At 72.5% G+C, this 20,940-nt stretch carries 21 protein-coding genes; 7 read left to right on the forward strand and 14 right to left on the reverse strand.

Annotation, left to right across the window (positions count from 1 at the left end; genetic code table 11):
- A partial coding sequence (locus tag AC1DQF_RS10885; protein ID WP_477525239.1) for an NAD-glutamate dehydrogenase occupies positions 1-3,716 on the reverse strand: 3,716 nt, incomplete at its 3' end.
- Between the two features lie 147 nt (positions 3,717-3,863).
- Here AC1DQF_RS10885 and AC1DQF_RS10890 point away from each other — a divergent pair.
- Positions 3,864-4,334, forward strand: coding sequence for a DUF2505 domain-containing protein (locus tag AC1DQF_RS10890; RefSeq protein WP_477525240.1), 471 nt, complete (start codon positions 3,864-3,866; stop codon positions 4,332-4,334).
- Complete coding sequence (locus tag AC1DQF_RS10895; protein WP_477525241.1) at positions 4,319-4,975, forward strand: maleylpyruvate isomerase N-terminal domain-containing protein; 657 nt, start codon at positions 4,319-4,321, stop codon at positions 4,973-4,975. Before AC1DQF_RS10890 ends, AC1DQF_RS10895 begins: the two co-directional genes overlap by 16 nt.
- A gap of 10 nt (positions 4,976-4,985) precedes the next feature.
- Here the strand turns inward: AC1DQF_RS10895 and AC1DQF_RS10900 are convergent, their stop codons facing one another.
- Genes AC1DQF_RS10900 through AC1DQF_RS10915 form a run of 4 tightly spaced genes read right to left on the reverse strand, consistent with a single transcriptional unit; the run spans position 4,986 to position 8,562 of the window.
- Positions 4,986-5,111 (reverse strand): hypothetical protein, encoded by a 126-nt coding sequence (locus tag AC1DQF_RS10900; RefSeq protein ID WP_477525242.1) that lies wholly within the window; start codon positions 5,109-5,111, stop codon positions 4,986-4,988.
- A 32-nt stretch (positions 5,112-5,143) separates the two neighbouring features.
- Positions 5,144-6,778, reverse strand: a complete 1,635-nt coding sequence (gene pruA, locus AC1DQF_RS10905) for an L-glutamate gamma-semialdehyde dehydrogenase (RefSeq protein ID WP_477525243.1) — start codon at positions 6,776-6,778, stop codon at positions 5,144-5,146.
- A gap of 10 nt (positions 6,779-6,788) precedes the next feature.
- Complete coding sequence (locus AC1DQF_RS10910; RefSeq protein ID WP_477525244.1) at positions 6,789-7,121, reverse strand: DUF6912 family protein; 333 nt, start codon at positions 7,119-7,121, stop codon at positions 6,789-6,791.
- A gap of 1 nt (position 7,122) precedes the next feature.
- On the reverse strand, positions 7,123-8,562 hold the full coding sequence (locus AC1DQF_RS10915) for a WS/DGAT/MGAT family O-acyltransferase (protein ID WP_477525245.1): 1,440 nt from the start codon (positions 8,560-8,562) through the stop codon (positions 7,123-7,125).
- Positions 8,563-8,731: 169 nt separating this feature from the next.
- On the opposite strand from AC1DQF_RS10915, the gene AC1DQF_RS10920 reads away from it, so the two are divergent.
- Positions 8,732-9,181, forward strand: a complete 450-nt coding sequence (locus tag AC1DQF_RS10920; RefSeq protein ID WP_477525246.1) for a hypothetical protein — start codon at positions 8,732-8,734, stop codon at positions 9,179-9,181.
- Position 9,182: 1 nt separating this feature from the next.
- Positions 9,183-10,535, forward strand: coding sequence for a hypothetical protein (locus tag AC1DQF_RS10925; RefSeq protein WP_477525247.1), 1,353 nt, complete (start codon positions 9,183-9,185; stop codon positions 10,533-10,535).
- A 6-nt stretch (positions 10,536-10,541) separates the two neighbouring features.
- On the opposite strand, the gene AC1DQF_RS10930 is transcribed toward AC1DQF_RS10925, so the two are convergent.
- The 3 genes from AC1DQF_RS10930 to AC1DQF_RS10940 form a co-directional block, all read right to left on the reverse strand.
- Entirely contained in the window at positions 10,542-11,876 is a 1,335-nt protein-coding gene (locus AC1DQF_RS10930) for a calcium-binding protein (RefSeq protein ID WP_477525248.1), read from the reverse strand.
- A 128-nt stretch (positions 11,877-12,004) separates the two neighbouring features.
- The gene (locus AC1DQF_RS10935; protein WP_477525249.1) at positions 12,005-13,303 is read right to left on the reverse strand and encodes a CpaE/TadZ family protein; all 1,299 of its coding nucleotides are present in this window, start codon (positions 13,301-13,303) and stop codon (positions 12,005-12,007) included.
- 4 nt (positions 13,304-13,307) lie between these two features.
- Positions 13,308-13,967, reverse strand: a complete 660-nt coding sequence (locus AC1DQF_RS10940; protein WP_477525250.1) for a hypothetical protein — start codon at positions 13,965-13,967, stop codon at positions 13,308-13,310.
- 130 nt (positions 13,968-14,097) lie between these two features.
- Between AC1DQF_RS10940 and AC1DQF_RS10945 the strand changes: the two genes are divergently transcribed.
- Complete coding sequence (locus AC1DQF_RS10945; protein WP_477525251.1) at positions 14,098-14,343, forward strand: helix-turn-helix domain-containing protein; 246 nt, start codon at positions 14,098-14,100, stop codon at positions 14,341-14,343.
- Here the strand turns inward: AC1DQF_RS10945 and AC1DQF_RS10950 are convergent, their stop codons facing one another.
- From AC1DQF_RS10950 to sigE, 3 genes are read right to left on the reverse strand one after another with little or no spacing between them, the layout of a single operon-like run.
- Complete coding sequence (locus tag AC1DQF_RS10950) at positions 14,344-15,849, reverse strand: S1C family serine protease (protein WP_477525252.1); 1,506 nt, start codon at positions 15,847-15,849, stop codon at positions 14,344-14,346. It abuts the gene before it with no gap.
- Positions 15,846-16,403 (reverse strand): anti-sigma factor family protein, encoded by a 558-nt coding sequence (locus AC1DQF_RS10955; RefSeq protein WP_477525253.1) that lies wholly within the window; start codon positions 16,401-16,403, stop codon positions 15,846-15,848. The genes AC1DQF_RS10950 and AC1DQF_RS10955 overlap by 4 nt, the downstream gene beginning before the upstream one ends.
- Complete coding sequence (gene sigE / locus AC1DQF_RS10960; protein ID WP_477525254.1) at positions 16,400-17,047, reverse strand: RNA polymerase sigma factor SigE; 648 nt, start codon at positions 17,045-17,047, stop codon at positions 16,400-16,402. The genes AC1DQF_RS10955 and sigE overlap by 4 nt, the downstream gene beginning before the upstream one ends.
- Positions 17,048-17,380: 333 nt before the next feature.
- Between sigE and AC1DQF_RS10965 the strand changes: the two genes are divergently transcribed.
- Positions 17,381-17,929, forward strand: a complete 549-nt coding sequence (locus tag AC1DQF_RS10965; protein WP_477525255.1) for an O-methyltransferase — start codon at positions 17,381-17,383, stop codon at positions 17,927-17,929.
- A 24-nt stretch (positions 17,930-17,953) separates the two neighbouring features.
- On the opposite strand, the gene AC1DQF_RS10970 is transcribed toward AC1DQF_RS10965, so the two are convergent.
- Genes AC1DQF_RS10970 through AC1DQF_RS10980 form a run of 3 tightly spaced genes read right to left on the reverse strand, consistent with a single transcriptional unit; the run spans position 17,954 to position 19,994 of the window.
- Positions 17,954-18,292, reverse strand: coding sequence for a hypothetical protein (locus AC1DQF_RS10970; RefSeq protein WP_477525256.1), 339 nt, complete (start codon positions 18,290-18,292; stop codon positions 17,954-17,956).
- On the reverse strand, positions 18,289-19,824 hold the full coding sequence (locus tag AC1DQF_RS10975) for a leucyl aminopeptidase (protein WP_477525257.1): 1,536 nt from the start codon (positions 19,822-19,824) through the stop codon (positions 18,289-18,291). The genes AC1DQF_RS10970 and AC1DQF_RS10975 overlap by 4 nt, the downstream gene beginning before the upstream one ends.
- Before the next feature lie 2 nt (positions 19,825-19,826).
- Positions 19,827-19,994: a DUF3117 domain-containing protein gene (locus tag AC1DQF_RS10980; RefSeq protein WP_154614071.1), complete on the reverse strand. Its 168-nt coding sequence runs from the start codon at positions 19,992-19,994 to the stop codon at positions 19,827-19,829.
- Between the two features lie 150 nt (positions 19,995-20,144).
- Between AC1DQF_RS10980 and AC1DQF_RS10985 the strand changes: the two genes are divergently transcribed.
- The gene (locus AC1DQF_RS10985; RefSeq protein ID WP_477525258.1) at positions 20,145-20,930 is read left to right on the forward strand and encodes a PaaX family transcriptional regulator; all 786 of its coding nucleotides are present in this window, start codon (positions 20,145-20,147) and stop codon (positions 20,928-20,930) included.
- Positions 20,931-20,940 lie beyond the last annotated feature (10 nt).

Below are 20,940 nucleotides of genomic sequence, written 5' to 3' on the forward strand. Positions count from 1 at the left end.
GCGTTGGCCAGCGCGAGGTTCTGCTCGTAGTTGTCGCGCAGCACCAGCTCGGCGACCTCGTCGGTCATCTCGGCGAGCAGCACGTTGCGCTGCTTCTCGGTCATGTCGCCGTCGGCGACCACCTTGTCGAGGAGGACCTTGATGTTGACCTCGTGGTCGGAGGTGTCCACGCCGGCGGAGTTGTCGATGAAGTCGGTGTTGATGCGCCCGCCCTCGCGCTCGGCGMCGAGCCGGGCGTACTCGATGCGGCCGAGCTGGGTCAGGCCGAGGTTCCCGCCCTCCCCGACGCACCGGGCGCGGAGGTCCTCGCCATTGACCCGGATGGCGTCATTGGCCTTGTCGCCGGCGTCCGCGTTGGTCTCCTCCGAGGACTTCACGTAGGTGCCGATGCCGCCGTTCCAGAGCAGGTCCACCGGGGCCAGCAGGATCGCCCGCATGAGCTCGGCCGGGGTCAGGGCGGTGACGTCGTCGGCGAGGCCGAGCGCACGGCGCACGGCGTCGTGGACCGGGATCGACTTCAGCGAGCGCGACCACACGCCGCCGCCCTCGGAGATCAGGCCCTTGTCGTAGTCCTGCCAGCTCGAGCGCGGCAACGCGAAGAGGCGCTGTCGCTCGGCGAACGACGACGCGGCGTCCGGGTCGGGGTCGAGGAAGATGTCGCGGTGGTCGAACGCCGCCACCAGGCGGGTGTGCTCGGAGCAGAGCATGCCGTTGCCGAACACGTCACCCGACATGTCGCCGATGCCGGCCGCGGTGAAGTCCTCGGCCTGGCAGTCGATGCCGCGCTCGCGGAAGTGGCGCTGGACCGAGACCCAGGCGCCGCGGGCCGTGATGCCCATCGCCTTGTGGTCGTAGCCCACGGAGCCGCCGGACGCGAAGGCGTCACCCAGCCAGAAGCCGTAGTCCTTGGCCACGCCGTTGGCGATGTCGGAGAACGTCGCGGTTCCCTTGTCGGCCGCGACCACCAGGTAGGAGTCATCGCCGTCGTGGCGCACCACCCCGGTCGGCGGCACCGTCTCGCCCTCGACGAGGTTGTCGGTGATGTCGAGCAGCCCGGAGATGAAGGTCGTGTAACAGGCGACGCCCTCGGCCAGCCAGGCGTCGCGGTTGGACGCGGCGGGCAGCTGCTTGCAGAAGAACCCGCCCTTGGCGCCCACCGGCACGATCACGGTGTTCTTGACCATCTGCGCCTTGACCAGGCCGAGGACCTCGGTGCGGAAGTCGTCGCGGCGGTCGGACCAGCGCAGGCCACCGCGGGCGACCGCGCCGAAGCGTAGGTGCACGCCCTCCACGCGCGGGGAGTAGACGAAGATCTCGAACTTGGGCCGTGGCTCGGGCAGCTCGGGGATCGACGACGGCTCGAGCTTGAAGCTCATGTACGGGTGCAGCTGACCGTCGGTGTCGGTCTGGAAGTAGTTGGTGCGCAGCGTCGCGCGGATGTGGGTGCGGTAGGACCGCAGGATGCGGTCGTGGTCGAGGCTGACCACGTCGTCGAGGGCGTGGGCCAGCCGCTCCTCCACCTTCTCCACCCGGGCCGTGCGCTGCTCGTCGTCGGCGAGCGCGCCAGCGGCGGGGTCGAAGCGGGCCTCGAAGAGCTGGACCAGCAGGCGCGTGATGTCGACGTTGCTGGCCAGCGCGCCCTCGATGTAGTCCAGCGCGAACGGGGTGTTGCCCTGGCGCATGTACTTCGCGTAGGCGCGCAGCACGGTCGCCTGCCGCCACGTGAGCCCGGCGCCCAGGACCAGCGCGTTGAAGCCGTCGGTCTCGTTGCGGCCCTCCCAGACGGCGCGCAGCGCGTCGGCGAACAGCTCACGCGCGGTGGCGGGCAGCTGGCGGCCGTAGCGCAGCCCGAACTCGTAGACGTAGGACTCACGCCCGAGGCCCTCGAGGGAGTAGGGACGCTCGTCGACGACCTCGACACCCATGGACGACAGCATCGGCAGGACGCCGCTCAGCGACAGCGGAGGACCGACGCGGAACACCTTGAGCCGGGCCTCGCCGCGACCGGCGTCGACCTGCTCGAAGAGGGCCAGGTCGATGCCCTCGTCGCCCTCGACGGACTCGAGCCGGCCGAGGTCGGCGGCGGCCTGGCGGGGGTTGAAGTCCTCCTTGTAGGCCTCCGGGAAGGAGTCCACCCAGCGGCGGGCCAGGCGCGAGCCGCGCTCCTCGCCGTACTCGGTGACGACGGCGGAGATGAAGTCGTCGCGCCACGAGCGCGAGGCCTCGACCATCCGACGCTCGAGGTCGTGCACGTCGACGTCGGGCACGGTCTCGCCGGGACGGGGGTGGACCACGAAGTGCACCCGGGCGCTCGTCGCCTCGTTGACCCGGGCCGTGAACTCGACGCTGTCGCCGCCGAGGCGGTCCTTGAGGATCTGGGAGAAGCGCTCGCGGACCGTCGTGTTGTAGCGGTCGCGGGGCAGGTAGATCAGCACCGAGACGTAGCGACCGTAGGTGTCGCGACGGGCGAAGAGCCGCAGCTGGCGGCGCTCGCGGGCGTACATGACGGCCTGCACCGTCGGCGCGAGCTCCTCGGCCGGGGTGTGGAAGAGCTCGTCGCGGGGGTAGTTCTCCAGGGTGTCCATCAGCGCCTTGCCGGCGTGGCTGCGCGTGTCGAAGCCGACCTGCTGCATCACCGAGCGGACCTTGTCGCGCAGCAGCGGGATCCGTGCCACGGACTCGGTGTAGGCGGCGCTGGAGAAGAGCCCGAGGAAGCGCTGCTCCCCCACCACCTCGCCCTGGGCGTCGAACGTCTTGACGCCCACGTAGTCGAGGTACGCCGGGCGGTGCACGGTCGCTCGCGAGTTGGCCTTGGCCAGCACCAGCAGCGTCTTCTCGCGCGCCTTCTCGCGCACCAGCGACGGCAGCTTGCCGAACGAGTCGGACATGTCCTGGTCGGCGCGCAGGATGCCGAGCCCGGTGCCGGGGACGGCGCGCAGCGCGAGGTCCTCCCCGTCCTCCTCCAGCCGGTACTCGCGGTAGCCGAGGAAGGTGAAGTGGTCGTCGGCCAGCCAGCGGACGAACTCGGCCCCCTCGCTGACCTCCGCCGCGTCGAGGGGCGGCGGGTCGGCGACGAGCTCGTCGACGACGCCGAGGGCCCGGTCGCGCATCTTCTCCCAGTCCTCGACCGACTCGCGCACGTCGCGCAGGACCCGCTGCAGGGACTCCTCGATGAGGGCCATGTCGTCCGCGTCGACGACCCGGTCGATCTCGACGTGCATCCAGGACTCGCCGAGGGCTTCGGGGGCCGACTCCTCGACCACCCCCTCCTCGATCGCGCCGATGGTCTGGAGGGCCCCGGTGATGTCACGGGTGACCTCGAACTGCGGGTGGATGACCACGTGCACGTTGTGCTCGAGGCGGGAGAGCTCCATGGTCACCGAGTCGACGAGGAAAGGCATGTCGTCGGTGACCACCTCGACCACCGAGTGACCGGCCGCGGACCACCCCGCGTCGGCGAGACCCGGGGTGACGACCCGGACAGCGGCGGTGCCCTGCGGCCGCGCCTGCGCGAGCCRGTGGTGCGACGCCAGCGCGCCGTACAGGTCCTCGGGACTGCGATCGACGAGGTCCTCGGCCGCGACGTGCCGGTAGTAGGCGACCAGGAGGTCCTCGACCTGGTCGTGGTCGGGCCCCCCGGTGCCCTTCGAGTGACGCGCCGCGTCGGCGGCCCGGGTGAGCAGTTCGGCCTTGTCGTCCTCGAGCGTGGTGAGCACCCTCCGACCCTAGGACCCTGCTGTGACGGGGACAACACGGGGTCATCACCTGGTGTCTCGCCCGCCAGACATCCTGCGGTGACGACCCGGGGCGCGCTCCGACATGATGTGCCGCATGGTGCACACACACGAAGGCACGGCCCTCTGATGGCCACGCCCCTGCGCATGGAGCTCCCCTACGACGCCAGCCCGGCCGCGGTCGCGGCCATGCTGACCGATGCCGCGTTCCGTGAGGAGGTGCTGGAGCGCCAGCACGTCCTGCGGGGCTCCGCCACGGTCGAGGGCGAGCACGTCACCGTCGAGCAGGTGCAGTCGGCGCGCGACCTCCCGTCGTTCGCCCGCAGGTTCGTCGGCGACGAGATCGTCATCATCCAGCAGGAGCGCTGGCTCACCGACACCGCGGCCGACCTCCACCTGGCCATCCCGGGCAAGCCCGGCGACATCACGGGCACCGTCCAGCTCACCCCCGTGGGCGAGGGCACCGTCGAGGTCGTCGAGCTCTCCGTCAAGGTCTCCGTCCCGCTGGTCTCCGGCAAGGTGGAGAAGCTCATCGCGGAGATGCTCCACAAGGCGTTCACCAAGGAGCACCAGGTCGGCCGCGAGTGGCTGGCCCGCTGACTGCGGGCGGGCTCGCCTCGGCGTACGGCCCGCTCGTCGAGGTGGTGTCCGCGCTCACGGACGAGGACGCCTGGGCGCCGACCGGGTGCACGGGCTGGGCCGTGCGCGACCTGGTCTTCCACCTGCACGCCGACGCCGTGCGCGCCCTGGTGGCGGTCCACTCGCCCGCCGACGGTCCGGCCGACTGCGACCGGGTGCGCTACTGGGCGGCCTGGGGAAGCGATCCCGACACCGACGAGCAGGTGCGGCGCTGGACCCGCTTGGAGGCGGGCCTGTTCAGCTGGTCCGCCCTGCGGGACCGGTACGTCGAGGCGGCCGGGGCGGCCGCGCGAGCGGTCGACGTCGCCGACCCGACCCAGGTCATCACGACCCAGGGCCACGCGATGACGGTCGCGGACCTCGCGAGCACGCTCGCGGTGGAGGCGACGCTGCACCACCTCGACCTGGTGACCGGGCTGGACGCACCCGGGCCCGCGTCCCTGACCGAGGTACGCCGCGTGGTCGAGGAGCTGCTCGACCCCGCGGCGTCCGTCACCGACTGGTCCGACGAGCGGGTGGTCCTCGTGGGGACGGGTCGCTCGGCGCCGTCGCGGGCCGAGCACCACGACCTCGCCGGGGCCGCCGTACCCGTCTTCACCTGACCGGGTCCGGTCAGTCGTCCCCCTCGCGGCGGCGCCACCAGACGACCACCGCGAGGAGCACGAACGGACCGAACGCGAGCAGGAGGGTCAACGCCTGCTCGTAGGGATGCAGCGACCCCATGTGCAACGGGGTCACGGGGTGGAACGAGGACACGGGGTGGAGCAGGGTCACTCGACGTCCATGTAGGGGTAGCGGTGGTCCTTCGGGGGCACGAAGGTCTCCTTGATGGAGCGCGGTGAGGTCCAGCGCAGCAGGTTGACCGCGGCACCGGCCTTGTCGTTGGTGCCCGAGGCGCGACCGCCGCCGAAGGGCTGCTGGCCCACGACCGCACCGGTCGGCTTGTCGTTGATGTAGAAGTTGCCGGCCGCGAACCGCAGCGCGTTGCGGGCCCACGCCACCGCGGAGCGGTCCTGGGCGATGATCGCGCCGGTCAGCGCATAGGGCGCGAACGACTCCATCTGCGCCACGACCTGCTCGAAGCGGTCGTCCTCGTAGACGTGCACGGCCAGGATCGGGCCGAAGTACTCCTCGGAGAACATCTGGTCGCTGGCGTCGGTCGAGACCACGATCGTCGGGCGCACGAAGTACCCCACCGAGTCGTCGGTCTGCCCACCGGCCAGCAGCGTGAGGTGCTTGTTGGCCCGCACCCGCGCGATCGCCTTCTTGTGCTTGGCGAACGCCCGGTCGTCGATCACCGCGCCCATGAAGTGGCTGAAGTCGGTGACGTCACCCATCGAGAGGCCCTCGGTGTCCGCGACGAGCTGGTCCTTGATCTTGTCCCACACCGAGCGGGCCACGTAGGCGCGCGACGCGGCCGAGCACTTCTGGCCCTGGTACTCGAACGCACCGCGCAGCATCGCGACCCGCGCCACGTCGGGGTCCGCCGAGGGGTGCACGACCACGAAGTCCTTGCCACCGGTCTCCCCCACGATGCGGGGGTAGGCGCGGTAGCCGGAGATGTTGGTCCCGATGGTCTGCCACAGGTGCTGGAACGTCGGGGTCGAGCCGGTGAAGTGGATGCCGGCCAGGTCGGGGTGGGTCAGCGCGACCTTGGAGACGTCGAGGCCGTCACCGGGGAGCATGTTGATGACTCCGGGCGGCATGCCGGCCTCCTCGAGCAGCYCCATGGTCAGCGACGCGGCCAGCTGCTGGGTCGGGGACGGCTTCCAGATCACCGTGTTGCCCATCAGCGCCGGCGCGGTCGGCAGGTTGCCCGCGATCGCGGTGAAGTTGAACGGCGTGATCGCGTAGACGAAGCCCTCGAGCGGGCGGTGGTCAGTGCGGTTCCAGATGCCGGGGCTGTTGGCGATCGGCTGGTCGGTGAGGATCTCGCGGGCGTAGTGCACGTTGAAGCGCCAGAAGTCGATCAGCTCGCACGCCGCGTCGATCTCGGCCTGGAACGCCGTCTTCGACTGGCCCAGCATCGTCGCGGCGTTCAGCGTCTGGCGCCACGGACCGGCGAGCAGGTCCGCGGCCTTGAGGATGATCGCGGCCCGGTCGTCGAACGACATCGCCTGCCACCCCGGGGCCGCGGCCGTCGCGGCCTTCACGGCCGCCTCGGCGTCCTTGGCCGTGGTGTTCTTGAAGGTGCCCAGCACGTGCTGRTGGTCGTGGGGCTGGACGACCTTGATCTCGGCGCCGCCACCGTTGCGCCGGCGGCCGTTGATGTGGGCCCGCAGCGTGTGCTGCTTGCCCTCGAGCCGGGCCAGCTCCACCTTGAGCGCGGCACGCTCGGGGCTGTGCGGGGCGTAGGTGAGGTTCGGCTCGTTGATCGGAGCCGGAGGAGAAGTGATCGCGTCCATGGGTCCGACCCTAGCGACCCGCGATCAGCTCCGGGATCTCCTGGGTGGCGTACCACGCGAGGTCGTCGTCGGGGTCGGCGTCGTCCTCGGTGTCGACGTGCACCGACGCGACCAGCCGCACCGGCACCGACCGCGCGCCGTCCGCGACCTCGGCCACCAGCACGACCCGGCGCCCCGAGCCCTCCAGGAGGGCTGCAGAGGCGTCCGCGGCGGTCATCAGGGCGGCGTACTCCGCCTCCTCCGACTCGTCCTCGGCCGTGATCGGGTCGGCGTCGACGGGCACGACGCCCTCGGCGTGGAAGCGCGCCAGCTCGTCGAGCGTGGTGGGCAGGTAGGCGCGCACCTCAGGACCCCTCTCGCGTACGCCGCCCGCGGGGCGCGCGCTTGCGGGCGCCGCTGGCCGACTCCGCGAGCTCGTCGAGGGCCTCGAGCAGGCACTGTCCCAGGGTGTCGACGTCGGGCACCGCGTCCCGGTCGGCGGTGATGCCGTAGAAGACGCCGCCGTTGTAGGAGGTGACGCCGACGGCCAGCGTGTGGTCGGGCAGGAGCGGGTGGACCGGGTAGGTCTCCACCATCTCGGCGCCGGCGGCGTACAGCGGGAACTGCGGGCCGGGGACGTTGGTCACCGAGAGGTGGAAGCCGCGGCGCGCCTCGGCGGCCGCCACCCGGGAGCCGAGGGCGTGGAAGGTGGTCGGCGCGAAGCCGGCGATCCCCGCCAGGCGACGCGCGGAGACGGCCCGCCCGGTCTCCTTGTGGGCCTGGAAGCTGTAGCTGACCTGGTGCAGGCGCACCACCGCGGACGCCTCGCTGATCGGCAGGTTGACCAGGTGGCCGGCGATCTGGGTGCCGAGGGAGGTGGCCTCCAGCTCGTCGTCGATCACCGACATCGGCACCATCGCCCGGATGGTGCGCACCCCCGCCATCGACTCGGTGCGCGTCATCAGCCACCCGCGCAGGGCGCCGGCGATGGTGGCCAGGACGACGTCGTTGACGGTGCCGCCGTGGACGGTGCGGATGCGCTTGTAGACCTCGAGCTCGGTGCGGACCGCGAGGAACCGGCGCTGCTGCGAGAGCGGGCGGTTGATCGGGCTGCCGTGGACCGGGCTCCGACCGGCCAGGGCACCGGCGATGCCGCCCACCCGGCGCGCGGCCGCGGTGACGGTCCGCGCGGCCGACTCGGAGTTGGCCCGCACCGTCTGCACGACGGTGCCCGGGCGCTCGAGGGTGTCGGTGACCGCGTCGACGGCCAGGCCAAGCGCACTGGGACGGCGGCGGGGCTGCCACTCGTCGTGGCCGAGGTCCCGCGTGTCCGGGGAGGTGTCGAGCAGCACCTGGCCGATGTCCACGGTCTCGCGTCCGTCGACCAGGATCTGGTGGCTCTTGGTCAGGACGGCGACCCGGCCGCCCTCGAGGCCCTCGACGAAGTAGACCTCCCACAGCGGGCGACTGCGATCCAGCGGGCGGGACGCGATCCGGGCGACGAGCTCGCGCAGCTGGTGGTGGTCACCGGGACGCGGCAGCGCGGAACGACGTACGTGGTAGCCGATCTCGAAGTCGGGGTCGTCGACCCACACGGGGTTGGCGAGCCGGCCGGGCACGAGCTGGAGACGCTGGCGGTAGCGCGGCACGAACGCGATCCGGTCGGCGATGAGCTCGACGAGCCGGGCGTAGTCGAACCCGGAGCCGCCGGGGTCGAAGATCTCGACCGTGGCGTTGTGCATCGGTGTCGACGGGGACTCGGTGGCCAGCAAGGCCAGGTCCCGCGGCCGTAGCCGCTCGGTCATGTCAGCCCCTTCGTCGTGGTGTCGGACACTCCTGGAGGCCCGCGGGACGGCCCGGACGCCGATGGTGTTGCTCCGCGTGGGATTCTGGCAGAGGCTCCCACCCCGAGCGGTGGGAGTCCAACGCAGAGGTGGGGACGCCTCCCGCCACGACCACTCCCCGGAGGAACACATGCGCGCGACGCGGCTCGCCCCGCTGGCCACGACCCTGCTGCTGGTGACGCTCGGCGTCACCGCCTGCAGCGACGACACGGCCGCCGAGCCCGAGTCGGGCGCCGGCTCGAGCTCCTCGACGCCGTCGGCGTCGTCGAGCACCAGCGAGGGCACGTCGAGCGACTCCCCGCAGAGCCCGGCGCCGGACAACCAGACCATCGACATCACCTTCGACGGCGACACCGTCACGCCCAACGGCGAGCGGGTCGAGGTCCCGCTGGGCGAGGAGATCGACCTCGTCGTCACGGCCGACGCGCCCGGCGAGCTCCACGTGCACTCCACCCCGGAGCAGGAGCTGGCCTACGGCGCCGGCACCACCACCCTCCCCCTGGTCATCGACCAGCCCGGCGTCGTCGAGGTCGAGTCCCACGACCTCGAGCTCACCATCGTCCAGCTCGAAGTCCGCTGAGGTGCGCCTGCTGGAACCCGGGACCGACCCCGGGGGCCGCGACCTGCTCGCCCACGGCATCGGCGGGGCCAAGGACCTGCCGATCCCCCTCGAGCTCGCGATCGCCGGTGCCGTCGCGGCCCTGGTGGTCTCCTTCACGGTCCTGGCCCTCGCCTGGCGCACGCCGCGCTACGACGGCGCCACCACCGGGCGTCCCGCGCCGGCCTGGCTCGACCGCCTGACCTCGTCGACCCCGTGGCGGGTCGGCCTGCGCGCGCTGGGCTTCGCGATGTTCCTGTACGTGGCCGCCGCGGCCGTCTTCGGCCAGGACACCCTGGTCAACCCGTTCCTCGGGGTCTTCTACGTGCTCCTGTGGGTCGGCATCGTGCCGCTCTCGGTGCTGCTCGGCCCGGTCTGGAAGGCCATCAGCCCCAGCCGCACGATCAACGCCGTGCTGGCGAAGGTCTCCGGCAGCGATCCCGAGGTGGGGATGTACACCTACCCCGCACGGCTGGGCTACTGGCCGGCGGCCGTGGGCCTCTTCGCCTTCGTGTGGTTCGAGCTCGTCTACCCGCACTCGACGGAGGTCGGCCCGGTCCGCCTGTGGTGCGCGGTCTACATCGGCGTCATGCTCATCGGCGGYGCCCTGTTCGGCAACCGCTTCTTCGAGCGCGCCGACCCCTTCGAGGTCTACTCCTCGCTCGTGGCCAGGCTCTCCGTCTGGGGCGAGCGCGACGGACACCTCGTCCTGCGCAGCCCGCTGGCCAACCTGGCCACCGTGCCGGTCGCCCCCGGACTCGTCGGCGTCGTCGCGGTGCTCTTCGGCAGCACGGCGTACGACTCCTTCAAGGAGGCCAGCCCGTGGGTGCGGTTCGTGCAGAGCACGACCATCCCCTCCGGACTGATCGACAACCTGGCGCTGCTGACCTTCTGCGTGGGCGTCGGGGTGATCTTCGCCGTCGCCTGCATGGCGACCGGTGTGGCACCGGGGACCAGGCGCTCGACGTTGCCCGACCTCTTCGCGCACTCGATCGTGCCGATCGTCGTGGGCTACATCATCGCCCACTACCTGACCTACCTCGTCGAGTACGGCCAGACGACGCTCGTGCAGCTCAGCGACCCGTTCAGCCGCGGTGACGACTACCTCGGCACCGCCGACCTCTCGGTCAACTACTGGCTGTCGTTCCACCCCGACTTCCTGGCCCGGCTCAAGGTCGGGGCCGTGGTCGCCGGTCACGTGCTCGGCGTCATCGCCGCCCACGACCGCGCCATCGCGCTGCTCCCCCGCCGGCACCAGCTCACCGGTCARCTCCCGTTGCTCCTGGCGATGGTGCTCTTCACCGTGGGCGGCCTGTACCTGCTGTTCTCCGCCTGAGGTGCGTCAGCCCCGCGGGGCGAGACGCCGACCGGCGTACGACGCGCGCGTCGGGGTGCCGGGGGCCTGGACCGTCGTCGCGGCCTGGCGGGCGCTGATGCCGGCGACGGGACCGTACGGCCAGCCGACGGGGAGGTAGGGGATCACGGTGATCGACTCGCACGTCTCCCGCTCGGCGTGGATCTTGTCGAGGGGGTCGATGGCGCCGATGTAGACGACCCTGTCGTTCTTGCCCTCGGAGGACGTGCCGATGTCGTCGTAGTCGTCGCAGTAGAACTCGTCGCGGGCACCGTCGGGGTACAGGTAGATCGTGTCGCTGCCCTGCTCGCCGAAGACCGAGTCCTCGCCGGGGCCGACGAAGAAGGTGTCGTCGCCGGGGTCGCCCTTGATGAAGTGGTCGTTGCCGTCACCGTCGATGACGGTGTCGTCGCCGTTGCCGCCCTGGAGGGCGTAGTCGTCACCGGGGCCACCGTCGATCAGGTCGTTGTCGTCGAGGCCGAGCAGCTTGTCGCGACCGTCGCCGCCACGCACCACGTCGTTGCCGGGACCGCCGTTGATCTCCGGGGTGCCTCCGGCGTTCTTGCCCTGGGACTTGTCGGGGGCGATGCCGTCGTCACCGGGTCCGCCGTCGAGGACGTCGTTGCCGGGTCCGCCGTTGATGTTCTCGGCGCCGTCGCCGCCGTAGATGCTGTCGTCACCCGAGGCGCCCGCGAGCCGGTCGTCGCCGGTGCCACCGTCGACGGTGTCGTTGTCGCCGTTGCCGTCGATGTGGTCGTTGCCGTCCCCACCGAGGATCGAGTCGTTGCCGGTGCCGCCGTCGATGCGGTCACCCTCGGTGCCGCCGTCGATGGTGTCGTTGCCCTCGGCCCCGACGAGCCAGTCGGCTCCGGCGCCACCGAGGAGCGAGTCGATGCCGCCCTGGCCCTGGAGCTTGTCGTTGCCGGCCTGGCCGACCAGCGCGTCGTCACCCGGCCCGCCGACGAGCGTGTCGACGCCGTTTCCGCCGTCGAGCGCGTCGTTGCCGGTGCCGCCCATGAGGAGATCACGACCGCCGCCGCCGAGGACGGTGTCGTGGTCGTCCTGGCCCCACAGCTTGTCGTTGCCGGAGCCACCGTCGACCCAGTCGTTGTCCGGTCCCGCGTAGACGGTGTCCTTGCCGCCCTTCGCGATGACCCGGTCGTTGCCGGAGAGGGCCTTGATCGTGTCGGGGCGGCCGGAGCCCTTGAGCTGGTCCGCCGACCGCGAGGCCGTCATCTGGGCACCCATGGCGGGTGCGGCGGCGAGGGCGAGGGAAGCCACGAGAATCACGGACGCGCCGGAGCGCGCGAAGATACTCTGCATGGGAGTACTCCAAAAAGGGGTTGACGCTGGGGGGGACGACCAGTGTCACGTCTTGAAGCGCTCTTGTCAGATCCTTGATAAAGGTTCACCCCAGGGGGTGAGGCATATCACCCGATCGGACTAGCCCATCACCGCCTCCGCCCGACCCGTCGGCCGACCTGCCGACCCCCCTGACGACTGCCCTGCCGACCGGCCCGTCGCCCCGCTTGCGCAGGAGCCACCGACGCGGGGAAGACCGCGTCGACCACGCCCCCGATCCCTCGCAGGAGCGCCGACTCCCCGACCTCACCCAAGGCGCGCCCGGCGACGAGCGCACGGTCGGCGGCCGGTCTGTCCTCCGGGAGGAAGTGCAGCCCCAGGACGCGCGAGAACCCCTCGACCATGCCGGCGATCTCCCGCTCCGACCAGCCCAGGGTCGGGCGCATCCGGTTGACCACGACCCGCACCGGCACACCCCCGGTGCGGTCACGGAGCTCGACCAGGCCCCGCGCCAGGCGGGACAGACCGACCGGGTCCGCCGAGCCGACCACGACCACCTCGTCGGCGAGGTCGAGCGCAGTGAGGGTCATCGCGTTGCGTGACGGCCGGGACCCGAAGTCCTGCCCGGGTTCGTCCTCGAGGCTGAAGCCGGTGTCCACGACCACGTCGCCGTGCTCGAGGGCGCTCTCGAGGACCTGCTCCATCGCCGAGCCGCGTACCTCGATCCACCGGTCGGCCCGCGGGAGGCCGGTGACGACGCGGAGGTGGTCCCCGACGCCGCGGCAGGTCGACCCGAATCGTTCGGCCAGGTGACCCGAGCCGGCCAGCCGGGCGGCGGAGAGGATGCCCGAGACCTCGTCGAGGATGCCGAGCTGCTGGGCCACGCCACCGCCGTACGGGTCGCCGTCGACCAGGACCGTGTCGCGCCCGCGACGTGCCACCTCGGAGGCCACCGTCACCGCCGTCGTGGTGCGCCCCGGCGCGCCCCCGGGTCCCCAGACGACGACGAGGCGACGGTCCCCGTCGGCGCCACCCTCGAGGACCTCCGGCGCGCCCGGATCGGCACCGGGCTCGGGTCGGACCCGCGTCTCGGCGACGTCCTCGACCGCCGTGACCGCCTCGGCCAGCCCGTCGGGGTCGTCGAAGGCGACCAGGGAGTGGACGTCCATGCGCTGCGCCCTCGCCAGCACGTCCGGGTCGTCGGTGCGCGACACGACGGCGACCGGGCGCACGGCGTACCGCCTGAGGTGGGCGACCCCCGCCGGGTCGAGTCCCGGTGACTCGAGACCGACCACCGCCACGTCGGCCTGTCCGCTGGTCGCAGTGGCGAGCAGGTCGTCGACGTCGACGCACCGCTTGAGCACCACCACGCCGCCCTCCCGGTCGAGGCGGGCGAGCGCGGCCGACTCCCAGGCGGCGCCCGAGGCCATCACGAGCACGCAGATCACGGGGTCAGCCCTGCCCGAGGACCCGGACGCGCTGCTCCTCGCTGGCGGCGAGGAGCGAGGCGAGGGCGTCCGACTCACCGCGCGGGATGCCCAGCACGAGCTGGCGGCCGCCCCCGACGGAGCCGAGGGACTCGGTGGCGCTCGGCGCGTCGATGACCACGACGTCGCTGAGCACGGGCCCGGTCAGCTCGGTGCGGCGGCCGTCGGCACCGGGCACGACCCACAGCTCCACGACCGAGCCGGTCCCGATGCCGCTGGGCACCAGCTCGCTGGGGAAGGACAGCGACAGGCTCACCGTGTCGCTCTCCTCCGCCGAGCCCAGCGCGGCGGAGGGGACGAGCTCGCCCTCGCCGAGGCCCCGCACGAGCTGGAGGTCGTCGGGGAGCGCCTCGCCGGTGGCGAGGTAGCGGCCCAGGTCGGCCGGCTCGTCGAAGCGCACGGACGTGGCGACCAGGTCGTCGGCGGTCAGCCGGTCACCCGGGGCCAGGTCGGAGGCGGCCGACCAGACCGTCACGGAGTCGTCGGCACCCCCGAGGAGACGCGCCCCCGCGACCACGGAGACGGCGACGAGGGCGACGCCGACCCACAGGCGGGGATCGCGCCACCCGGGCGACTGGGCGCGGGTGGCGGCGGGCACGTCGGAGGCAGCGTGGGTCCGAGACACGCACGCATCATGTCCAGCCAGACGGCTCCCCACACCTGCTCGTCCACAGGCGGCCGAACGGGGACCCTCCTCGTCCACAGCCATCGGGGCGTCGTACCCCTGCGGCCACGGAGTTTGCCATCATGACCCCATGCCCGACTCCCCCCGCTTCCTCACCCTGGCCGACGTGGCCGAGGTGCTCAACACCTCCAGCGCCCAGGTCTACGCGCTGGTGCGCCGGGGGGACCTGCCTGCGATCAAGATCGGCGGGCGTGGTCAGTGGCGCGTCGAGGGTGCCGAGCTGGAGAAGTTCATCGAGCGGATGTATGCCGAGACCAAGACGTTCGTCTCCGACCACCCGTTCGTCGAGAGCGACGCCGCCCGCGCGGAGGACTGACTAGCCCACCTCGCCGTCGAGGGTGATCTCGACGGTGCGCTCCTTGCCGTCGCGACGGACCGTGAACTCGATTGTCTCGCCGGGCTGGTGGGTGCGGATGGCCACGATCAGCGCGATGCCGTCGGTGACCGGCTCGCCCTCGACACGGGTGACCAGGTCGTCCTGGAGGAGTCCCGCGTCCTGCGCGGGGGTGCCGTCGTTGACCTCCGTGATGAGCGCACCCTCCGAGTCGTTGCCGCCGGTGCGGACCTGCGCCCCGATGACGGGGTAGCGCGCCTCGCCGGTGGCCAGGATCTGGTCGGCGGTCGTGCGCACCTGCTCGATGGGGATGGCGAAGCCGACCCCGATGTTGCCCGAGGTCTCCCCCGTGAGGCTGCCCCCGGTGGTGGCGATGGCGGAGTTGACCCCCACCACCTCGCCGGCGAGGTTGACGAGCGGCCCGCCGGAGTTGCCCGGGTTGATCGCGGCGTCGGTCTGGACCGCATTGATGTACGACGACTGGTTGTCCGAGTCGCCCGTCGTCACCGGCCGGTTGAGGGCGCTGACGATGCCGGACGTGACGGTCTGGCTCAGCCCCAGGGGCGAGCCGAAGGCGACGACCGGGTCACCGACGTGCAGCACGGTGGAGGCACCGAGCGCAGCCGGCTCGAGGCCCTCCACGGGCTCGATCTGCAGGATGGCGAGGTCGTAGACCGGGCTGCGGCCCACGACGGTGGCGTCGTGGCGGGTGCCCTCGGAGTCGACGACCAGGATCGCGCCGTCGTCCTGCGCGGCGGAGGCCACCACGTGGTTGTTGGTGACGATGTGCCCCTGCCGGTCGAGCACGAACCCCGACCCGGTCGCGCCGCCGGCCTCGCCGTCGAAGGCGGCGATGATCTGCACGGTGCTCGGAAGCAGCGCCTGGGCCACGGCCGGAACCGAGCCGTTGTCGGCCTCGAGGGGCGCCGCGTCCTGGGTCTCGACGGCGTCGAGGCCACCGTCGTAGCGCCCGGTGTCGTCCCCGAGCCGGTCGTAGCCGAGGGCACCGAGGAATCCACCGAGCAGGCCGACCACAAGGGCCAGCAGGGCGACGGCCGGCCACAACCAGCGCGAGACCCGGCGCGGCCGATCGCCGTGGGTCACCGGCATCGGCGTGGTGGCGGCCTCACCGGCGAAGAACCCGCCGAACGGACGATCGGCCGGACCGCCCGGTCCCCACGACTGCTGGGGGATCGGGGACAGCGGCCCCGACGGCTGCCCGGCGGGAGGGCCTGACTGATACGGCTGCGGCGGCCCGAAGGGCGTGGCGGCGCGAGGAGCCTCCGGCCCGGCCTGGGCCGGGTGGCCCGACGGCTCGACGGACGACGCATCGCCCGCGCCGGGCTGGGCGGGCGGTTGGTTGGGCGGGGTCCAGCCCGGGATCGGCTGCGTCGGCTCCCCCGCATCGCCGTCGGCGTGCTCGGGCAGCTCGTCGTGCTGCGCGGGCCGCTGGGGCAGGTCGTGGTCCGGGTGCTCCTGGTCGCTCACGGAGTCATTGTCCCCCGCGCGGCCACCTCGTCGAGGAGGTGGCGCACCGTGAGGGTCTGGCCCGTCGTGACGCCGGGCGACCGGGAGCTCGACACGCGTCCCGGCGCGGGGGTGCGCGAGCGGCGCACGGGACGGACCTGCGGGTCGACGGTGGAGGTCGTGACGGGGCGGTTCAGGTCGCCGACCGGCGGCCGACGCTCGATCTGCGGGGTCCCGGCGGCGCCGAGGGCGAGGACGCCGACGACGGCTGCGCCGGCGGCACCGCCACCGATCATCGCGAGCCCGCGGTGCCGGTGCCGGGCCGCGGGAAGAGCGATCGGGAAGGCATCGGGACGTAGCGCCGGCGTCGGCGACATCAGGGAGTCCTTGAGCCCGGCGGGCGCAGCGCCGCGGTCCAGGGACAGGCCGGCGAGCTGCGTCTTGACCCACCCCTCGCGCTCCACGAGGTCGCGACAGGGGTGACACGTGTGGACGTGCTCCCACAACCGCTCCTCCTCCACGGCCGGCAAGCGGCCGTCGAGCAGCGCGCTGACCCGGGATCCGAGGTGGCTCACCGGGCGACCCCCGCCTCGTCGGCCAGGGCCGGGCCGGCGTACCGCTGGCGGCCGTCGACCGGCGCGCGGTGGGCGAGGGCGCGGCGGAGCATGGCGCGCCCACGGTGGATGCGCGAGCGCACGGTGCCGAGCTTGGCGTCCATGATCTCGGCGATCTCCTCGTAGGTGAGGCCCTCCACGTCGCACAGCACCACGGCGGCGCGGAAGTCGGGCGGCAGGGTCGCGAGCGCGCTCTCGATGTCGTCGTCGAAGGTCTGGTCGGCGTACGCCGTGTCGGGGGCGGGCGAGGCGCTCTGCAGCCGTGCGGCGCGCTCGTCGGAGAGGGCGTCGAAGCGGATCCGCTGCTTGCGACGGGCACCGTCGAGGAACAGGTTGGTGGTGATCCGGTGCAGCCAGCCCTCGAACGTGCCGGGCGTGTAGGAGTCCAGCGAGCGGAACACCCGGACGAAGACCTCCTGGGTGAGGTCCTCGGCGTCGGGACGGTTGCCGGTCAGCCGGTAGGCGAGGCGGAAGACGCGGTCGGAGTGCTGCTCGACGACCTCGTCCCAGGTGGGCACCGTGAGGTCGGACGCGTCCGCGGCACGCGAGTCCGTGCCGGCGGCGTCCGTGCCGCTGGTCTCCGCGGTGTCGGTGGACGGGTCCACGGCTGCCCCCTGCTGGGTCGTGTGGCGCTTGAACAGTGCTCTGGCCTTCCTCAACCTAGGGAGCAGTCCTGAGAGGACCCTGTGAGCCGGCCCCCGCGAGGCTGGGAATCCCGGGCCGGTTCTCCCCGGACAACGTGGGAGCCGGGCCCGGTGTTCCCGCGCGATAGAGTCGCGCCACTCGATGCGCAGCAGCGACCCGGCTGACGTGCGTGTCCGACCCAGGAGGCCACCATCACCACGCCGATCAAGCCCGCGAGCTGGACCTACGCCGAGGCGTTCGTCGCCGAGGACGACGTCCTCGCCTCCGCCCGCTCTCGCGCCGAGGAGGTCGGGGTGTCCCCCGTCAGCCCGGGCGCCGGCGCCGCGCTGCGCTTCCTCGCCTCCGTCCTCGATGCCCGTGCGGTGGTCGAGATCGGCACCGGCACCGGCGTCTCGGGGCTGTGGCTGCTGCGTGGCATGCGCGCCGACGGCGTCCTGACGACCGTGGACATCGAGGCCGAGCACCAGCGGCTGGCCAAGGAGTCGTTCGGTGAGGCCGGTGTCCCCGCCAACCGCGCGCGCACCATCGCCGGTGCCGGGCTCGACGTGCTGCCCCGCCTGACCGACGGCCACTACGACCTCGTCTTCTGCGACGGCGACAAGCGTGAGTACGGCGAGTACCTCACCGAGGCGCTGCGCCTGCTGCGCCCCGGCGGCGTGGTGGCCTTCGACAACGCGCTGTGGCACGACCGGGTCGCCGACCCCGCGCAGCGCGACGAGGAGACGGTGGCCATCCGCGACCTCGGGCGCACGGTCGCCGAGCACCCGTCGCTCGTCCCGGTGCTGCTGCCCGTCGGTGACGGTCTGCTGTGCRCCAAGAAGGTCTGGTCACCCGAGGCCTGAGGCCTCGGGCTCCCGCGTCAGTCCTCAGGCGCGGGGCGTGGCGGTGAAGCCGTCCCAGCCCTCGGCGATCGCGACGACGTCGCACGCCTCCACGAGGATCGGCGGGCTGCCGATGATCCTGGACCCGGGAGCCTCGGCGGCCCCCTCCTCGAACGTGCGCTGGAACTCCACGCGCGCGTCGTCGGAGCCGAAGACGTAAGACCCCTCGAACCACTCGCCGCGGCGCATCCGCCACGTCTTGAAGCCCAGCCCGGCCATGCCGGTGAAGCGGGCGTGCGAGGTCTCGGCGACGTACGACGCCAGCTGCTCCTCGACCCCGTGGGGGGCGTCGGCGAGCGACCAGCGGACGGTGAGTCCCCTCATCGCCCGACGCCCGCGAGCGGGGACTCCGACCCCAGCCAGGCGAGCAGCAGTCGCGGACCGAAGCCGGTCGGGCCGGCGGTCCACTCGTAGCGCTCGGCCGGAGCCTCGGCGATGGAGGCGAAGTCGACGTGCGCCCACGGCACGTCACCCGCGAAGTGCTGGAGGTAGAGGGCGGCCGTGATGGCGCCGGCGCCACCGGCGGCGTTGTCGCCGTCGGCGACCCGCGAGCCCACCTTGTCCTCGTAGTCGGACACCAGGGGCATCCGCCACAGCAGCTCACCGGACTCGTCGGCCGCCGCGGCGAGGGCCGTGGAGATGCCCTCGTCGTTGGCGAAGTAGCCACCGGTCCCCTGCCCCAGGGAGACCTTCATGGCGCCGGTCAGGGTGGCGATGTCGACCAGGACGTCGGGGCGCACCTCGGCGACGGCGTAGGCCATCGCGTCGGCCAGGACGAGCCGGCCCTCGGCGTCGGTGTTGTTGACCTCGCTGGTGCGCCCGCCGTAGTGCCGGATCACGTCACCGGGACGCATCGCCGAACCGCTGATGGCGTTCTCGGCGGCCGGCACCAGGCCGACCACCCGCACGGGGCAGCCCACGTCGCGCAGGGCGGCCATCGTGGCGAGCACCGCGGCGCCACCGGACATGTCGCGCTTCATCGAGAGCATGCTCTCGGCGGGCTTGATGTCGAGGCCACCGGTGTCGAAGGTGATCCCCTTGCCGACCAGCGCCACGGTCGGGGTGGACTTGGTGGCGCCGGGAGGCGTGTAGTCGAGGCGGATCAGGCGCGGCGGGGAGTCGGAGCCGCCGCCGACGGCGAGGATGCCGCCGAAGCCGTCCGCGGCCAGCGCCTTCTCGTCCCAGACCCGGACGTCCAGGCCGGCCTCGGCCGCGAACTCCTCGGCCTGCTCGGCGAGCCAGGCAGGGTTCTTGAGGTTGGCCGGCACGCTGGCCAGCATCCGCGAGCGCCACCCGGCTCCGCCGAGGGCGATCGCCCGGGCCAGCTCGTCGTCGTACACACCCTCGTGGTCGTCCACGCCGGCGAGCACGATGCGGCCCACGGGCTGCTCGGCCGGCCCCGTGGAGCGCCAGTGGAACGAGAACGAGCCGAGCGTCGCGCCGACCACGAAGGCCGCCAACGCCCCCTCGGGCGCGATGGCGGTGATCGAGGTGACGACGCTCGCGCGGTCCTTGGTCGCCCGGGCGAGGGTGGCACCGGCGCGGCGGAAGTCGGTGACCGTCTGCTCGCCGAGCCCCACCAGGAGCACGGTGGTGACAGTGTCGGAGACGACCGGGACCGTGGTCACCTCACCGGTGCGCCCGGTGGCGCGGGACGCCTCGAGGACGTCGAGGAGGTCGATCCCGAGCATCTCGGACGCCTCGCCGGCACCGGGACCGAGGACGACGTCGCCGTCCTCGCCCGGGAGGACCGGCAGCGCCCAGACCTCGGCACCACCGATCTGGTGCGGCAGTGCCGGGCTGAGGGCGAACTCCGGGGGTGAGACCTGGGAGGGGAGCTGGGGGGTGACGACCACGGTCAGCCGACGACGGCCTTGAGGGCGTCGCCGAGGGCGCCCGCCTCGTCGGCGTTGAGCTCGACCACCAGGCGTCCACCGCCCTCGAGCGGGACGCGCATGACGATGCCGCGGCCTTCCTTGGTGACCTCGAGCGGTCCGTCCCCAGTCCTGGGCTTCATGGCGGCCATCGGCGCAACCCTCTTCCTGATTCAGCTCAGTGGGCCGCGTGGCTCCACATGCGAAATCGAGGCGGCTCGGCCGCCCCGACGAAGTAGTACCGGCCCATTATCCCTCATGTCGGCAGTGATGGGCACCACAGGGCTGGCAGACTCCCGTCCATGCACGCGCGGTCTGCCCTGTTCGACGTCTACGGCGACCACCTGCGCACGCGTGGACACCGCGCCGCGGTCGCCGACCTGGTCCGGCTCCTCGACCCCATCGGCATCGCCGCTCCGGCCGTCCGCACCGCCATCTCCAGGATGGTGTCCCAGGGCTGGCTGGAGCCGGCCATGGTGCAGGGCGCCCGGGGGTACGCCGCCACCCCGCAGGCCATCCGCCGCCTCGAGGAGGCGGCCGATCGCATCTACCGTCGCCGCGACGAGGCATGGGACGGCTGTTGGCAGCTGTTGCTCCTGGACCCCTTCCCCTCCCGGGCGGTGCGGGCGGCGGTGCTGCGCGACCTGCCCTACCTCGGCTACGCCGCCATCGACGACCGGGTCTGGGTGAGCCCGTGGGTCCGCGTCGAGCTCGCCGAGACGCTCGGGCGCGCCGGGGCCACGGCGACCACCGCGCGGGCCCTCGACTTCGACCCGCCGGCCTCCCCGGCCCGTGCGTGGGACCTCGAGGCGATCGGCAGTGAGTACGCCGCGTGGCTCGACGATGCCGCCGCGACGGTCGCCGCCCACCTGGCCGCGCACGCCGATCCCGAGGAGGCGGCCTTCGCCGCCCGCTTCCACCTGGTCCACGAGTGGCGCAAGTTCCTCTTCACCGATCCGGGCCTCCCCCCGCAGCTGCTCCCCGAGGACTGGGCGGGTCGTCGGGCGACCGACTTCTTCCGGCACGAGGCCGACCGGCTGGCCAGCGGCTCCCAGGCGTTCGTGGCTCGCACGCTCACGCCCGGCTGATCGGGCAGAC

The sequence above is a fragment of the Nocardioides sp. P4_G4 genome (assembly GCF_056401085.1).

Coding starts and splice junctions, on each gene's coding strand:
- AC1DQF_RS10980 (WP_154614071.1), bottom strand. CDS start 19,994: ATGGCCGCCATGAAGCCCAGGACTGGGGACGGACCGCTCGAGGTCACC.
- AC1DQF_RS10890 (WP_477525240.1), top strand. CDS start 3,864: ATGGCCACGCCCCTGCGCATGGAGCTCCCCTACGACGCCAGCCCGGCC.
- AC1DQF_RS10920 (WP_477525246.1), top strand. CDS start 8,732: ATGCGCGCGACGCGGCTCGCCCCGCTGGCCACGACCCTGCTGCTGGTG.
- AC1DQF_RS10915 (WP_477525245.1), bottom strand. CDS start 8,562: ATGACCGAGCGGCTACGGCCGCGGGACCTGGCCTTGCTGGCCACCGAG.
- AC1DQF_RS10930 (WP_477525248.1), bottom strand. CDS start 11,876: ATGCAGAGTATCTTCGCGCGCTCCGGCGCGTCCGTGATTCTCGTGGCT.
- AC1DQF_RS10945 (WP_477525251.1), top strand. CDS start 14,098: ATGCCCGACTCCCCCCGCTTCCTCACCCTGGCCGACGTGGCCGAGGTG.
- AC1DQF_RS10970 (WP_477525256.1), bottom strand. CDS start 18,292: ATGAGGGGACTCACCGTCCGCTGGTCGCTCGCCGACGCCCCCCACGGG.
- AC1DQF_RS10985 (WP_477525258.1), top strand. CDS start 20,145: ATGCACGCGCGGTCTGCCCTGTTCGACGTCTACGGCGACCACCTGCGC.